This is a genomic window from Blastococcus colisei (assembly GCF_006717095.1).
Classification (GTDB): domain Bacteria; phylum Actinomycetota; class Actinomycetes; order Mycobacteriales; family Geodermatophilaceae; genus Blastococcus_B; species Blastococcus_B colisei.
In genome coordinates, this window is sequence record NZ_VFQE01000001.1 from 3,175,572 (window position 1) to 3,189,045 (window position 13,474).

A 13,474-nucleotide genomic window follows, 5' to 3' on the forward strand; every position below is an offset into this window, starting at 1 on the left:
CGAGCTCGCTCACTGGAACGCCCTTCCGTGGATGGTGGTCGCGGTGACGACCTCGGTGCCGTCGGTCACGGCGCCGTCCGGCTCGAGGGAGAGCCAGAGGGTGCCGTGCTCCATGCCGAACACGACGGCCTCGGCCTGGGCGGCGGTGACGGCGAGAGTGATCAGCAGGTTGTCGGCAGGAGCCGGAGCGCCGGCCGACGCCGCCTCCGGTTCCCCCGAGGCCGCCGGGTCGACCGGCGCCGGCGCACCCTGCACCTGGGTGACGAGCACCCGGTGCAGGACCGCGTGCGAGGCCGGTCCGGCATCCGATGTCAGCGACACGAAGACACCCACCGTGTTCCCGGCCGCGAGTCGGCCACCGACGGCGCGCTGGGGCTCCAGCAGGACGCTGACCTCCTGGAGACCTTCGGGCACCGCGACGGTGCCGGGCGCCCGGAGGTCGATGGCACGGGCGAAGCGGCTGGTCAGCAGCTGTTCCCCGGCCTGCAGGTCGACGGTCGCGACCTGCCCGGCCAGGGCCGAGAGGTCGGTCACCCGACCGTCGAGCGCGGCCATTGCCGGCATCGTCCGGATGGTCACCAGCGCGGCCAGCTGATCGCCCGCCGTGCCCGCCGGGACGAGTTCCTCCGCCACCAGCACCTCGACGGTGCGGGTGCCGGCCAGGGCGCGGCTGTCCGCGTCGCGCACGTAGGCCAGGAGCACCGAGGTGCCGACGACGAGGAGCACGAGGGCCGCGAACGCGGCGAGCAGTCGACGTCTCACGAGAGAGGCCCCTATCGGATCAGTCGGAGGACGGAGGACCCCAGCTCAGGGGCCGTGGGGTCGTAGTCCCAGGCGTCGGACAGCTCGACGAAGCGCGTGAAGTAGCCGGTCACGCACCGGTCGTTGCCGCCGCAGGGCTTGGGGCTGGAGCTGTACTGCCCGCCGAGGTGGTAGCCGGTGAGCCGGAAGGCCGCGTAGCCGTAGACGCGGTACCAGGCGTTGTTGCCGCTCTCGCCGAACTCGTCGAACAACGGCAGCAGGACGGTCTGGTCCAGCCACTCCGAGAAGTCTGTCGTCGAGCACGTGGACGGCACACTGTTACCGGTCTTGGAGGACCACTGCCCGCCGATCCCCGTGGTCGCCTCGCACCGGTCGGGGTCGGTGTCGAGATAGGCGAACCCGCCCGGGACGGTGTTGTTCGACGGGCCCGTGCAGCCGTCGGTGTCCGACGTCTTGGTGAAGTAGACGGTCCGGACGATGTCGCCGGAGGGCAGACCGCCCCCGGTCTGCTGTTCGAACTCGCACCAGGAGAAGGTCAGGGGAAGTACCGCGGTGCCCCGGCTGGGCGAGCCCCAGCCCACGGTCGCCGTGGCCGAGACGGTGGTGGACTCGAACCCGATCACCGGAGCGAACCAGTGCTCCGTGGGGGTGCCACCGGTGACCGTGACGCTCAGCGGGTCGCTGCTCAGTTCCGGCTGCGCAGCCGTGCCCTCGGTGTCGTTGGCGGTGATGAGCGCCTGCGCGGTCGCCTGCATGTCGCCGCAGTTGCCACGGGAACAGTCCTGGGCGACCGCGATCGCGGCGGCATCGGCACCGACCTGGAGCCGGGCACGCTCGGCGTAGAGCGCCCCGACGTCGACGGCGATGGCGGCGAAGCCGAGCATCGGCACGAGCAGCAGGGCGAAGACGACGGCGGTCGCGCCGCGCTCGCCGTCCAGCCGGCGCCGAAGGGAAGGAGTCAGCCGTTGCATCGCATGACTCCCGTTCCGGTCAGCTCGACGCTCGTGCCGAAGAAGCCCGTGAGGAAGGGCATCGGGTAGGTGATGGTGAGGCGGACCTGGGTGCTGCCGGCGTCCATGGTCGGGCAGGAGGCCGGGCTGATCTCGATCTGCGCGTCGGTGACGCCGGGGTCCAGTGCCGTCGCGGCGTTGCGAACCGCCTCGCGGGCGAGCGCCGGGTCGTTCTGCAGAGCCATGAGTCGCACGCCCTCACGGGCGGCGGCCGAGAGAGTCCCCTGTACCTGGAAGGCGTGGCCGAACTCGGCGATGCCGAGGACGAGGACGATGAGCAGCGGCACGATGAAGGCGAACTCCACCGCCGTGGCGCCGCGTTCGTTGCCAAGTCGTTCCCGCATCACTGCTCACCTCCTCTCTCGTTCACCGCTGGTACGTGCAGCGGCGCAGCGGCCCACGAAGGGGCCGCTGCGCCGGATATCCGCGACCGGACGTCGGACGGGTCAGCCGGGAAGGGCGTCGGTGATCGCGGTGAAGAGGCCGTTGAGCTCGGTCCCGAGCAGGGTCACGGCGGCGATGATGACGACGGCGATCAGGCCCACCATGAGGCCGTACTCGACGGCGGTGGCGCCCTTCTCGTCGCGCTTCAGCCGGTCCTGGGCGAAGGCGACCAGGCTGACCAGGGTGGCGTACGTGTTCAGCACGTGTACTCCAGAGTGGTGTCGGCCGGCCAGTCCGGGTCGGTTGACCCGGCATTGCGGCTTCTGGGAGCGATGTCGTCCGGAACGGGACGCCGCTTGAGCCCCTGTCACCCGAAAGGGGCACTGGCGGGCTTCAGCCCAGCAGCGCGTCGCTCCAGCCGATCGCCAGCACAGCGCCCACCAGCAGGGCGGGCCCGAAGGGCAGTTCCCCTCGAAGCCCGATCCTCCGCGCTGCCAGCAGCGTCAGCGCAAGGGCGGCCTGGACGACGAATCCGGCGGCCGCACCCACCGCGAGGACAGCCCATCCCAGCCAGCCGAGGTACAGGCCGAGCAGGCCGGCGAGCTTCACGTCACCCATGCCGAGACCACCAGGTGAGATCAGTGCCAGGACGAGGAAGACAGCGAACAGGACGACCGCACCGAGCCCCGCCCTCAGCAGCGGGTCCCAGTCATGGTCGAAGGCGGCCGCCAGGAACAGGAGTCCCGCGCCGATCCCGACCGAAGGCACGATGACGCGGTTGGGCAGCAACCGGTGCTGCAGGTCGATGACGGCGAGCAGCACGCCCACCGCCGCGAGGAAGAGGAACGCCGGCAACGCCCAGGAGAGGCCGAAACGCAGCGCGACGAGCGCGAACAGCAGCGCGGTACCGCCTTCGAGGACCGGCGGCGGCACAGCGAGAGGCGTGGTCGCCGCGTCCCCGCCGGGTCGGCGCAGTCGTAGCCGAGGCGGCCATGAGAAGCGGCCAGCGGCCCCGTTCAGGAACCGGCCCACGAGGAGGCCGAGCGCCCCGGCGACGAGGGCGGTGACCGCTGTCATCTCGGCAGGCGGGTGCAGTCGGCGGACACGGCGGTCACCCTCGCACAGCTCCCGGTGCCGTCCGGGGAGGCGGCGGGGAGGTGTGGTGGGGTCAGCACGGACGAACGCACGGACGAGGGGGACCATGACGAACAGCCCGGGGCTCGCCCGCCGGCTGGGCACCACGGACGCCGTCGTCATCGGGCTCGGCTCGATGATCGGCGCGGGCGTCTTCGCCGCCTTCGGCCCGGCGGCACGGGCCGCCGGCACCGGCCTGCTGATCGGTCTGGCCCTCGCCGCCGTCGTCGCGTACTGCAACGCCACCGCGTCCGCGCAGCTGGCCGCCCAGTACCCCGAGTCCGGCGGGACCTACGTCTACGGCCGGGAACGGCTCGGCCCGTGGTGGGGGTTCCTCGCCGGGTGGGCGTTCGTCGTCGGCAAGACCGCGAGCTGTGCCGCGATGGCGCTGACCTTCGCCGCCTACACGGTCCCGCCGGACTGGCAGCGCCCGGTCGCCGTCGCCGCCGTCGCGGTCCTGGTGGCGGTCAACTACCGCGGCGTCACCCGGACCGCCGGGCTGACACGCGTCCTCGTCACCGTCGTCCTGTGCGCGCTGACGGTCGCGGTGCTCGCCGGCCTCGTCGGCGGCGGGGCCGCCGGCGGCGGGCCCCTGACCTGGACCGCCGGTGAGCAGGGCTGGTACGGCGTCCTGCAGTCGGCCGGGCTGCTGTTCTTCGCCTTCGCCGGCTACGCCCGCATCGCCACCATGGGCGAGGAGGTGCGCGATCCCGGGCGCACCATTCCCCGGGCCATCCCCCTGGCGCTGGGCATCACGGTCGTCGTCTACGCCGTCGTCGCCGTCACGCTGCTGCTCACGCTCGGGCCGGACCGGATCGCCGGCTCGGCCGCCCCGTTGGCCGACGCGGTCGGCGCCGGGTCGTGGGACTGGGCCTCCCCCGTCGTCCGGCTCGGTGCGGCCGCCGCCGCCCTGGGGGCCCTGCTGGGGCTCGTCGCCGGAGTCGGCCGGACCGGTCTCGCCATGGCCCGCACCGGCGACCTCCCCCGCTGGCTCGCCGCCGTGCACCCCCGTCACCGGGTGCCGCACCACGCGGAGGTCGCCCTGGGCGCGCTCGTCTGCGTGCTCGTGCTGACGGTCGACCTGCGCGCCGTCATCGGCTTCTCGTCCTTCGGCGTGCTGCTCTACTACCTCGTCGCGAACCTGGCCGCATTCACCCAGTCCGCCGCGCACCGACGCTGGCCCCGCGCGCTCCAGATGGCCGGAGCGGTCGGCTGCGTCGTCCTCGCCGCGACCCTGCCGTGGCAGTCGGTGGTCGCGGGGGTGGTCGTCCTGGTCGTCGGGGTGCTGTACCGCGGCATGCGCCTGAAGCTGGCCGGTCGCTGAGTCCTGCCGCGCGCGGACGCCTGTCCGGGACGAGGACGGAGGAGCAGGGTGTCCGGCACGGGGGTGCCAGGTTCCCGCTGCCCACAGGAGGCCACCGATGAAGGAACTCAAGTGCCGTGACGCCGGGTTCGACTGCGACGCCGTCGTCCACGGAGAGACCGTCGACGACGTCATGGCGCAGGCGGGGCCCCACGCCAAGGAGGCACACGGCGTGGACGTCAGCCCGGAGATGGCCGGGCAGATCAAGACACTCGTCCACGACGCCTGACCTCGCCGGGCACAATCGCCCGGTGACCTCAGACGCCCTGAACTCGCCCGTCCGCTTCGGGCTGGTCGGCTACGGCTTCGGCGGGCGGTACTTCCACGCGCCGCTGCTCGGCGCCGCGCGCGAGTGCGAGTTCGTGGGCGTGGTGACCTCCTCGCCCGAGCGGCAGGCGCTGGTGGAGCAGGACGCCCCCGGCCGCGCCACCTTCGGTTCGCTGGAGGACCTCGCCGCCGCCGGCGCCGAGGCGGTGGCGATCTCGACGCCCGCCGCCACGCACAGCGAGCTGACCGACCGGGCGCTGGAACTGGGGCTCGCGGTCGTCTGCGACAAGCCGTTCGCGCTCGACGCCGCCGCGGCCCGCCGATCGGTGGGACTCGCCGAGCGACACGGCCTCGCGCTCTCGCCGTACCAGAACCGGCGGTGGGACTCCGACTTCCTGACCGTCCGCCGGCTCGTCGACGAGGGCGAGCTCGGCGAGGTCCTGCGCTTCGAGTCCCGCTTCGAGCGGATGGCCCCGGAGACCGGGCCCGGCGCCGCCGGCGGCGGCACGCTGCTGGACTTCGGCAGTCACCTCGTCGACCAGGCGCTGGTCCTGCTCGGGCCGGTCGAGTCCGTCTACGCCGAGTGGCGGCTGCGGGAGAACGGCCTGGACGACGACGTCTTCGTGGCGCTGACCCACGCGAACGGGGCACGGTCGCACCTGTGGGGCAGCTGGAGCCAGAGCGCGCCCGGACCGCGGTACCGGGTGTCGGGCACGGCCGGCGGTTACGTGAACCGCACGCTCATGGACGGTCAGGAGGACCTGCTCCTCGCCGGGCACACCCCCGGCACGCTGGGAGCGGAGTGGGGCGCCGAGCCGGCCGAGCGCTGGGGACGGATGTACCGCGGGGCCGACGGGCAGACGGTGCCCACCGAGAACGGCGCCTGGGACACCTTCTACCCGGCCTTCGCCCGTGCGGTCCGCGGCCTGGGCACGGTCCCCGTCGCCCCACGGGACGCCGTCGCCTCGATGACCGTGCTGGACGCCGCCCGGCGGAGTGCCACGGACGGCGGCGTGGTCAGGATCTGAGCCTCACCGGAGCCGCTGCGGCAGGCCGGCGGTCACCAGCCAGACCCGGTCGGACGTCCCGGCGATGCGGGCGTTGAGCACGCCCAGCTCGTCGCGGAACCGCCGTCCCGACGGCGTCGCCGGGACGATGCCGGAGCCGACCTCGTTGCTGACCGCGACGACCCGTCGGCGGGTGCGAGCCCAGGCCGCGACGACCTCGTCGATCGCCGCCGCCAGCTTCGCGTCGGAGCCGGGCTGGTCGGTCCACACCTCGCACTCGTCCATGACGCGGGCCAGCCAGGTGGTCAGGCAGTCGACCAGCACCGGTGGGCCCGGGCGACCCAGGACGTCGACCAGGTCGATCGTCTCGACTGTGCTCCACGACGCGGGCCGGCGGGCGCGGTGCAGCGCCACCCGGCCGGCCCACTCGAGGTCGTCGTCACTCGGTGCCAGGCCGCAGGCCACGTAGTCGACCGAGCGCTCACGGCGCAGCAGGCCCTCGGCGTGGGAGGACTTGCCGGAGCGGGCACCGCCGAGCACGAGGACCCGTGACCGGCGGTACGGAATGCGCAGCACCGGGCAACGCTATCCGCGGTCGATCTGCCGCCCGTGCACCCCGGGGAGTTCAGCGCCGCCGGGTCGCGTCACCGGGCGCGGACGAGTGTCCGCAGTCCACAGGAGACCAGCGCGGAGCGGACGGCTTCCACCGCGTTCGCCGCCCGTCGAGGTCCGGAGGCTCCCAGCTGTGCCTCGACCTGCGCCAGGCGGAGCTCGAGTTCGTGGACGCGCCGCACGTCGCCGGCATCCGGGCTCGTGCGTCGGCGCCTGCGTGGCGATCTCCGCGAGGCCCTCGGTCAGCCCGTTCGCCAGCTTGGCCACGTCCGCAGGGCAGAGCTGGGCGGTGCCGACGCAGGTGCCGCCCCGCCAGAGGCTCAGATTCAGCAGGCCGACGTCGACGTGCGCCGAGATCCGGACCCTGCGGCCCTCGCGACGCAGGTCCCACGCCCATTGCCCGTGCCGGGGAAGCGGGATCACCGTCATGGGCAGAGGCTGGTGAGCCGCGGCACGGCTGCCAAGACGGGCACGTATCGGACCCGGACCCGCCTGGTGGACGAGGCCTCAGGCCCGCGTCTCGATCTCGTCCAGCGACAGCGGGGGCCCGACGATGTCGCTCCCGTGGCGCCGGCCCGCCTCCACCAGTCGGGGCACGTCGGGAATCGACGGCTCGGGGAGTCCCGGGCCCTCCGGAAACCGGCCGATCTCCTCCACGAAGGCCTCGAAGCCGGCGGGGGTGGTCAGCTGCAGGCCGTGGACCGGGCCTCGGGAGACGACGAACACGTGCGCGATGCCACGCGGCAGGAAGACGAAGCCCCCGGGGCCCGCCGTCCACCGTTGGCCGCCGCACTCGACGACCATCTCCCCTCCAGCACGTAGAACATCTCGTCCTCGGCGTCGTGCACGTGCCGTGGAGGCCCGAATCCCACCGGCGCCGACCACTCGATGACGGTGAGCGCACCTCCGGTGTGGGCGCCCCGCGCCTTCACGGTCATGCGAGTGTCGAGGAACCACCGGGTGTCCCCGGCTCCCGCGCCCAGGAAGTAACCCGGTCCGTCGGAGTTCATGTCGTCGTCCGTTCGTCGTGCCGTTCGATGGTGTAGAGCCGGACCTCGATGCCGTCCGGGTCGTGCAGTCCAACCAGGACCCATCCCTGGTGGCCGGTCACGATCCCGCCGTGCCGCTGGCCGAGGACGTCGAGCCGGGACGCCCAGGCCTCGAGGTCACTGCGGGTCGGGACGCCCACGGCGATGGGGTCGAATCCGGCGAGCACTGCTGCCCGCTGGGGGTCGTGCCGGGCCGCCAGGGTCACGGTGCCGGACGGGTCGCGGAGGGCGACGCCCATCAGCACGCCGTCCTCCACGAACTCGACGTCCACGACGAGACCGAGGACGGCCTGGTACCAGTTCCGGCTGCGGACGACGTCCCCCACCGGCAGCTTGACATGGTGGAAACCGCTCAACGGGGGCATGGCGACCTCACGACGGCTGTTCGCTAGAGTTGGCTCTAGCGTAGAGTCCAGCGGGTGGACGAGGATGTCAAGGGGCGCACCACCCGCATCTCGCGGGCCCATCAGGCGGTGGCTACCCGGCGCCGCATCGTCGAGGCGGCCGGCCGGTTCTTCATCCGGGATGGCTACGCGGCGACGACGCTCCAGCAGATCGCCGACGAGGCAGGCGTCGCCGTCCAGACGGTCTACTTCCACTTCGGGAACAAGCGGACCCTGCTCAAGGAGCTCGTCGACGTCGCCAGCGTGGGTGACGACCAGCCCGTTGCGCTGCTCGACCGCCCCTGGGTCCAGGAGTTGCACACGGCGCCCGGCGGGGCCGAGACCGTGGCCGTCTGGCTGCGGACCAGCTGCGAGATCTTCGGACGGGTCACTCCCGTCCTGCGCATCGTTCGGGACGCTGCAGGCAGCGACCCGGAGATGGCCGCGCAGTGGGAGATCAACCAGCAGCAGCGCCACACCGCGCACCGGGCGCTCGCCGAGGTTCTCGACGCCAAGGGCGCGCTGCGTCCCGGGCTGACGGTGGACGAGGCCGCCGACATCCTGTTCGCGCTGATCAGCCTGGAGATCTACGTCCTGCTCACGGTCGAGCGAGGATGGGCGCCGGAGCAGTGGGAGCGCTGGGCCGGGCGTACGGTCTCCGACGCGGTGCTGGCGCAGCCGGGTCCGGCCGACTGACTCCTGAGGAACACGGCCCCCCTCGGACTCGGGAGCCTCACTGTCAGCCGAGGATGACGGACGAGTCGGCCTGTACGCCGGGGATTGTCACCGGGTGGTTGGTAGCCGTCGGGAGTTTGCGGATGGCGCCGCTGACCTGCGGTTATGCCGTTGACGGCCTATGGCGCCGACCGGCCGTTATCGGACGAGTTGCGGACTCTCTGCGGACTGGCCGCGGACTCGAATATCCCAATCGACGTCCGGGTCCGCATCCTTCGTCCCCGCACCGCCGCGACCCCGTACCCGTACCGGATCCCGCTGCGCGACTTAAGAACGACCCCTTGCTGGCTACCGTCCTGCATGTGCAAGACGTATTCGCGATGCTGGCGGCCCGGCACGGGCTGAAAGAGCGGAAGGGCGTGTCCCCCGAAGGGCTGCCCGAGCGGTACCTCTACTCACCGGACATGGCCTACCGCTATGGGTTCGGCCGCTGGTGGGGTGACGAGGACCTGGCGACCACCGACGTGTGGGTGCTGCTGAATCCGGCCACGGGAGACACTGAGCAGCGTCGGCGCCCAACGCTGGAACGGTGCATCACCCGCAGCAGGGAAGCTGGCCATAGCGGGCTGGTGATCGTAAACCTGTTCGCGCACCGGCACACCGACCCGAAGACCCTGCAGCAGGTGGCCCACCCGGTCGGCCCAGCGAACGACGACGCGCTCCGACGGCTGACCGCCGCCGCGACGAGGACGATCGTGGCCTGGGGCGCCGCAGGCGGTCTCTACGGCCGGTCCCGAGCCGTTGCTCCGCTGCTCGACCGGCCACTCTGCCTGGGGACGACTCGGCGCGGCGAGCCGCGCCACCCGCTGTACGTGGCCGCGGACGCGCCGCTCAAGCCGTGGGTCGCCCCCGCCTCTTGACCTGGGGTAGCCGCACCGGTCCGTCCGACACCACGCAGGCAAGAACGTCCCATCCAGAGACCCGAAGATGCGCACGATCGCCGGCCCGTACGGTCCCCTTGGCCCCCGGACTGCCAGGCCGTCATGATCGCGTCCGGCAGGGGCACCGGGTGTTCGCACTCGTCCTGACATTGGCGGTTCATGACGGCATCCCGCGAAACCCGGCCACCGGCGTCCCGTCTGCCGAGGACCGTGCGGGCAAAGCCCCGCTTCCTCACCCGCGATCAAGTGGAGCAACAAAACCGGGTCTACCCCCGGATGCTGAACGCCGTCGCACGCACGTTCGAGTGATGTTGCCTACGTGTCCCGTTGGTCCGCGGGCGGCGACTCGGCGCCTCGTACGAACCATCCACAAGGCCGTCAGTACCCTCACGGCCGTGAAGGTCTTCCTGAGCTGGTCAGGGGATGTCAGCAGACAAGTCGCCGGACTACTGCGCGAGTGGCTTCCGCTCGTGATCAATGAAATCGAACCCTTCATGTCCTCGGAGGACATCGAGAAGGGCAGTCGCGGACTGAACGTCATCGCGTCAGAGCTGCAAGATAGTTCACACGGCATCGTCGTAGTAACAGAGGAGAACTTCGAGAGGCCCTGGATCAACTTCGAGGCGGGAGCGCTATCAAAGGTTGTGGTGGGGAGCCGAGTGACACCTCTCCTCTTCGGGGTTGAGTACACCCAGATTACCGGCCCGCTGACGCAGTTTCAGTATGTCCTGCCGAAACAAGAGGAAATGCGGAAGCTCATGGACAGCATCAACCGAGACTGCGACCGGCCACTCTCGGAAGGCTTCCTTGGCAAGGCGTTCGATCAGTGGTGGCCCCAACTTGAGACGGACCTCCGAAATGTGCGCAAACGGGACACCCATGTGAGCAGGAGAAGCCCCGAGCAACTCTCGAGCGAAACGCTCCAAATAGTCCGCAGCATCCAACGCGACTTGAAGGAAACGCGATGGGCCACTGGATCGTCGTACGCGGGCCCCATGCCAACGTTCAGAGTGGAGTACTCGCTTGAGAACGCCGATGCCGAACTGCAGCAGGAGTTCATCAGCACCATGAACACCGTGGCCGGCAGATATGGACTAGTCCCCGTTCGGCTTCATGATGCGGACTATCCAACCTTCGTCTTCTTCAACATCGAGAAGGAGTTCCGCAAGGTCATTGATGCGGACATCGGTGACCGGTTCTGGGATATGGGTCTCGAGAAGAACGTCCTTGAGATTGAGCCTTGACGCCCACACTGGGAGTGGTCAAATAGAGTGCCTACAGGGGGGTATCCCGTACGGGGCGTACGGGTCTGTTTCGGAGCATCCCTTACGGCGTTCCGCACTGAGTCGGTCACATGAGACATCGACCGCTGAGTGTTCGAGTCGCTCGGACGTTCGATGTCGTGTCGACCTTCCGGCCGCACACCACACCATGCCGGCACCTCGTCCACGCTCTACTAGAGATCAAGATCACGAGCCATCACACTTCTTGCATTTGCGGTATCGGGACTCGTTGTGACGAAGAGGCAAGCAGTCCCGCTACCTGTTCGGACGCTTGGTCCGACTGCCCCTGAGCGCGCCACTATGGGACAACGTGAGACCCGTCGAGCCTCGGACCGACCCTTACTCGGTCGGCTTCAGGGGAAGTGGCCTGAGCCAAGTGTGTCGTTGGCCCCCGTCCCCTGCGCGGCCGTCCGCCCAATTCACCGTCACGACGTCATCGCGGGTGTACGGCTTTCTCTCTGCTACCACCTTTAATGAGCCGCCCGGCGGCACGTCCTGCCCAGACATTGGACGTACGCCCACCATGTCCCCGATCTCTACCGTCACGTCGTACGCGGTCGCGCGCCCAGCATTTGACAACTGGTAGGCGTCCGCTGAGAGGTGTTGCAACCGCCAGGCCACGCCCGGCTCGTCCGACTGGCGTTCGGTCTCAATCTCCCGCCGCTCGAGCAATTCGGCCGCCGTGTCCCTCGACACGGCCTTCACTAGGGCCTCGAGTTGTGCGACTTGCCCTTCCTGAGCTTGGGCTTGCCTCTCCGACAGAGCCTTCTGATCTTTGCTCAACTGAATCTGCGTTTTCGCGACGTCGTCGGCCTGTTGCTGTGCACGCTTCGAATGGCGAAGTGCTAACAGGGCCACCAGCGCTGCGGCGATGGCGCCAACCGCCTCCCATGTCACAGCGGCAGCTTAAGGCCTCGTCCTTTCTCCGGAGGCCAAGCGCCGTCGTGTCCGAATGCTTGCGACAACGATCGACCACCGCGGGGGGCGAGACGAAGCCGTGGTTTCGGTGTGCACCGACGGCTGCGCCTATAGGAGACGCGCAGAACTTGTGGCTGGAGGCCCATGGGTCGGGTAACCAGGTCGGCCTCGTCTGGTCGGTCTTGAGGTCCCGTGGCCCTGAAGCCGCCTTCAGTGACACGTTGCCCCGTTAGAGCTCGGCAACGGTAACGTGGGCGCCGGGGTCTTCGTTCCCGCCGGCATGGCGCTTGGATGCCGTGATGCGGTCAACCCGTACGTCGTCCGCTTCCGCGCGTAGCCCTGTCCCTGTGCGCACGCCCAGTACGCCGTCGAGGGCATCGATCGCCGCTTTGATCAAGTTGTCGAGGTCCGGCTCGTTGCGCCCTCTCTGGTCCTGACCGAGCAAGAACTCGAGGTCCACGTGAACTCGACAACCGGCCGGAAGGGTGCAGCCGGAGAACGCCGACCGGACATCCGCCTTCCAGCGCTGCTCGTTGGCTCCGGCTGAGTAGCCGGTGGGCCTGCCGTGGACCACCCGCTCGAAGCGGCCGGGTGCCGGCACGCTGGCGGCTTCACCACGGCGTTCGGGTTGCTGGGGTCGATGCAGCGGCGGGGGCGGCGCGACGATGTAGCCGACTTCGACATTGCCGTAGATCTTCAGCGCGCTGCGCCGGCGGTGCCACAGCCACGCCAGGTGAGCACAGACGATGGCGTCCAGTTCGTCTTCCACGCGGGTGAGGTCGCCGGGGCGCGGCGAGGCAAGTACATGTTTCAGCTGCCGCCACCGGGGACTACCGGCCAGGGCCAGTTCCGGGATGGATTCGAGGTGCTGCACGAACAACCGGAATCCCGGCGCCCGTCCTTGATCGTTGCCCTTCTTGTAATCCAAGCGGTACGGGAGCTCGAGAAGGCCCACGAGCGCAGGATGCGGATAGACCTCGATGCAGACGCCGACGTTGCCGCCAGTGGGCGTTCCGGGATCCACCGCCCATCCGAAGCGCTGAGCCAACCTCATGGCCCGCGTGTCGCCGCCTGGAAAGCGGGTGTGGTTGGAGGTGTGAGCAGACGCGCCGAAACCGCCGAAGGCCTGACCTATGAGCCTCTCCGGAACGCGTTGACCAGTCTCGTTCGGCACGATCAGAGGGGCGTCGACGGCAGCGACGACGACCTGACCGGGCTGCGCCGCTATCCATTCGGCGATCTCATCGTCGGTCTTGACACGCGCAGATGCCGTCAGGCGGCCCGTCTCGTCGACGGCCGCCAGTCCGGTAGCACCGGTTGACCAACCGAGATCGACACCCAGGAAGACCGACGTGCTGCGCACCGCCTCAGCACCATTCATCTTCTAGTCTGCCAAGCTGGCGCTCACTGCCGTGATGGCGCAGTCCAGCTGGAGAAACAAGACCACGGGCCCTCACACCTCATGCACTGTGGGCTCGAGCATTCGTTGTGACGGGTGCGTCGATGGCACCAGCGGCGCGTCAGGCGCCTCGCGCCCATGAGCGAGGCGGCCTTCCATGATGCTGTCGGCGTCCCTCGTGGCCGAAATGCAAGACGTGTGACGGTCCGCGATCTTGATTGCGGTGGCAAGGATGAGAGCGCTGCGTCCGCCGCGCGGCATCAGCAGGGCCCGGCGGAGTTCAGGCC

General features: G+C 69.9%; 16 protein-coding genes. 6 read left to right on the forward strand and 10 right to left on the reverse strand.

Annotation, left to right across the window (positions count from 1 at the left end):
• Nucleotides 1-9 precede the first annotated feature (9 nt).
• The 5 genes from cpaB to FHU33_RS15090 form a co-directional block, all read right to left on the reverse strand.
• A complete protein-coding gene (gene cpaB / locus FHU33_RS15070; protein ID WP_142026067.1) occupies nt 10-762 on the reverse strand; it encodes a Flp pilus assembly protein CpaB in 753 nt (250 codons plus the stop codon).
• An 11-nt stretch (nt 763-773) separates the two neighbouring features.
• Complete coding sequence (locus FHU33_RS15075; protein ID WP_142026068.1) at nt 774-1,733, reverse strand: pilus assembly protein TadG-related protein; 960 nt, start codon at nt 1,731-1,733, stop codon at nt 774-776.
• On the reverse strand, nt 1,721-2,116 hold the full coding sequence (locus FHU33_RS15080; RefSeq protein WP_142026069.1) for a TadE/TadG family type IV pilus assembly protein: 396 nt from the start codon (nt 2,114-2,116) through the stop codon (nt 1,721-1,723). Before FHU33_RS15080 ends, FHU33_RS15075 begins: the two co-directional genes overlap by 13 nt.
• Before the next feature lie 102 nt (nt 2,117-2,218).
• Nucleotides 2,219-2,419 (reverse strand): Flp family type IVb pilin, encoded by a 201-nt coding sequence (locus FHU33_RS15085; RefSeq protein ID WP_142026070.1) that lies wholly within the window; start codon nt 2,417-2,419, stop codon nt 2,219-2,221.
• Between the two features lie 130 nt (nt 2,420-2,549).
• A complete protein-coding gene (locus FHU33_RS15090) occupies nt 2,550-3,233 on the reverse strand; it encodes a prepilin peptidase (protein ID WP_142026071.1) in 684 nt (227 codons plus the stop codon).
• A gap of 124 nt (nt 3,234-3,357) precedes the next feature.
• Here FHU33_RS15090 and FHU33_RS15095 point away from each other — a divergent pair, with 124 nt between their 5' ends.
• The 3 genes from FHU33_RS15095 (at nt 3,358) to FHU33_RS15105 (ending at nt 5,948) form a co-directional block, all read left to right on the forward strand.
• Entirely contained in the window at nt 3,358-4,614 is a 1,257-nt protein-coding gene (locus FHU33_RS15095) for an APC family permease (protein WP_142026072.1), read from the forward strand.
• Nucleotides 4,615-4,711: 97 nt separating this feature from the next.
• On the forward strand, nt 4,712-4,882 hold the full coding sequence (locus FHU33_RS15100; RefSeq protein WP_142026073.1) for a DUF1059 domain-containing protein: 171 nt from the start codon (nt 4,712-4,714) through the stop codon (nt 4,880-4,882).
• 22 nt (nt 4,883-4,904) lie between these two features.
• Complete coding sequence (locus FHU33_RS15105) at nt 4,905-5,948, forward strand: Gfo/Idh/MocA family protein (protein ID WP_246063664.1); 1,044 nt, start codon at nt 4,905-4,907, stop codon at nt 5,946-5,948.
• 3 nt (nt 5,949-5,951) lie between these two features.
• On the opposite strand, the gene cobU is transcribed toward FHU33_RS15105, so the two are convergent.
• The 3 genes from cobU to FHU33_RS15120 all read right to left on the reverse strand — a co-directional run bounded on the left by cobU (nt 5,952) and on the right by FHU33_RS15120 (nt 7,953).
• Nucleotides 5,952-6,503, reverse strand: coding sequence for a bifunctional adenosylcobinamide kinase/adenosylcobinamide-phosphate guanylyltransferase (gene cobU / locus FHU33_RS15110; protein WP_246063665.1), 552 nt, complete (start codon nt 6,501-6,503; stop codon nt 5,952-5,954).
• 543 nt (nt 6,504-7,046) lie between these two features.
• Entirely contained in the window at nt 7,047-7,343 is a 297-nt protein-coding gene (locus FHU33_RS15115) for a cupin domain-containing protein (RefSeq protein WP_142026074.1), read from the reverse strand.
• 202 nt (nt 7,344-7,545) lie between these two features.
• Nucleotides 7,546-7,953: a VOC family protein gene (locus tag FHU33_RS15120; RefSeq protein ID WP_142026075.1), complete on the reverse strand. Its 408-nt coding sequence runs from the start codon at nt 7,951-7,953 to the stop codon at nt 7,546-7,548.
• Nucleotides 7,954-8,007: 54 nt separating this feature from the next.
• Here FHU33_RS15120 and FHU33_RS15125 point away from each other — a divergent pair, with 54 nt between their 5' ends.
• The 3 genes from FHU33_RS15125 (at nt 8,008) to FHU33_RS15140 (ending at nt 10,831) form a co-directional block, all read left to right on the forward strand.
• The gene (locus tag FHU33_RS15125; protein WP_142026076.1) at nt 8,008-8,667 is read left to right on the forward strand and encodes a TetR/AcrR family transcriptional regulator; all 660 of its coding nucleotides are present in this window, start codon (nt 8,008-8,010) and stop codon (nt 8,665-8,667) included.
• 341 nt (nt 8,668-9,008) lie between these two features.
• Nucleotides 9,009-9,566, forward strand: a complete 558-nt coding sequence (locus tag FHU33_RS25040; RefSeq protein ID WP_170182465.1) for a DUF1643 domain-containing protein — start codon at nt 9,009-9,011, stop codon at nt 9,564-9,566.
• A gap of 416 nt (nt 9,567-9,982) precedes the next feature.
• Nucleotides 9,983-10,831, forward strand: a complete 849-nt coding sequence (locus FHU33_RS15140) for a toll/interleukin-1 receptor domain-containing protein (RefSeq protein ID WP_170182466.1) — start codon at nt 9,983-9,985, stop codon at nt 10,829-10,831.
• Between the two features lie 378 nt (nt 10,832-11,209).
• On the opposite strand, the gene FHU33_RS15145 is transcribed toward FHU33_RS15140, so the two are convergent.
• On the reverse strand, nt 11,210-11,767 hold the full coding sequence (locus FHU33_RS15145; RefSeq protein ID WP_142026079.1) for a hypothetical protein: 558 nt from the start codon (nt 11,765-11,767) through the stop codon (nt 11,210-11,212).
• Nucleotides 11,768-12,017: 250 nt separating this feature from the next.
• Entirely contained in the window at nt 12,018-13,151 is a 1,134-nt protein-coding gene (locus FHU33_RS15150; RefSeq protein WP_170182467.1) for a DUF429 domain-containing protein, read from the reverse strand.
• Nucleotides 13,152-13,474: the final 323 nt, after the last annotated feature.

Excerpts from the sequence above, each read along its gene's own strand:
- FHU33_RS15075 (WP_142026068.1), bottom strand. The coding sequence starts at position 1,733 with ATGCAACGGCTGACTCCTTCCCTTCGGCGCCGGCTGGACGGCGAGCGC.
- FHU33_RS15080 (WP_142026069.1), bottom strand. The coding sequence starts at position 2,116 with ATGCGGGAACGACTTGGCAACGAACGCGGCGCCACGGCGGTGGAGTTC.
- FHU33_RS15090 (WP_142026071.1), bottom strand. The coding sequence starts at position 3,233 with ATGACAGCGGTCACCGCCCTCGTCGCCGGGGCGCTCGGCCTCCTCGTG.
- FHU33_RS15095 (WP_142026072.1), top strand. The coding sequence starts at position 3,358 with ATGACGAACAGCCCGGGGCTCGCCCGCCGGCTGGGCACCACGGACGCC.
- FHU33_RS15100 (WP_142026073.1), top strand. The coding sequence starts at position 4,712 with ATGAAGGAACTCAAGTGCCGTGACGCCGGGTTCGACTGCGACGCCGTC.
- FHU33_RS15115 (WP_142026074.1), bottom strand. The coding sequence starts at position 7,343 with ATGGTCGTCGAGTGCGGCGGCCAACGGTGGACGGCGGGCCCCGGGGGC.
- FHU33_RS15120 (WP_142026075.1), bottom strand. The coding sequence starts at position 7,953 with ATGCCCCCGTTGAGCGGTTTCCACCATGTCAAGCTGCCGGTGGGGGAC.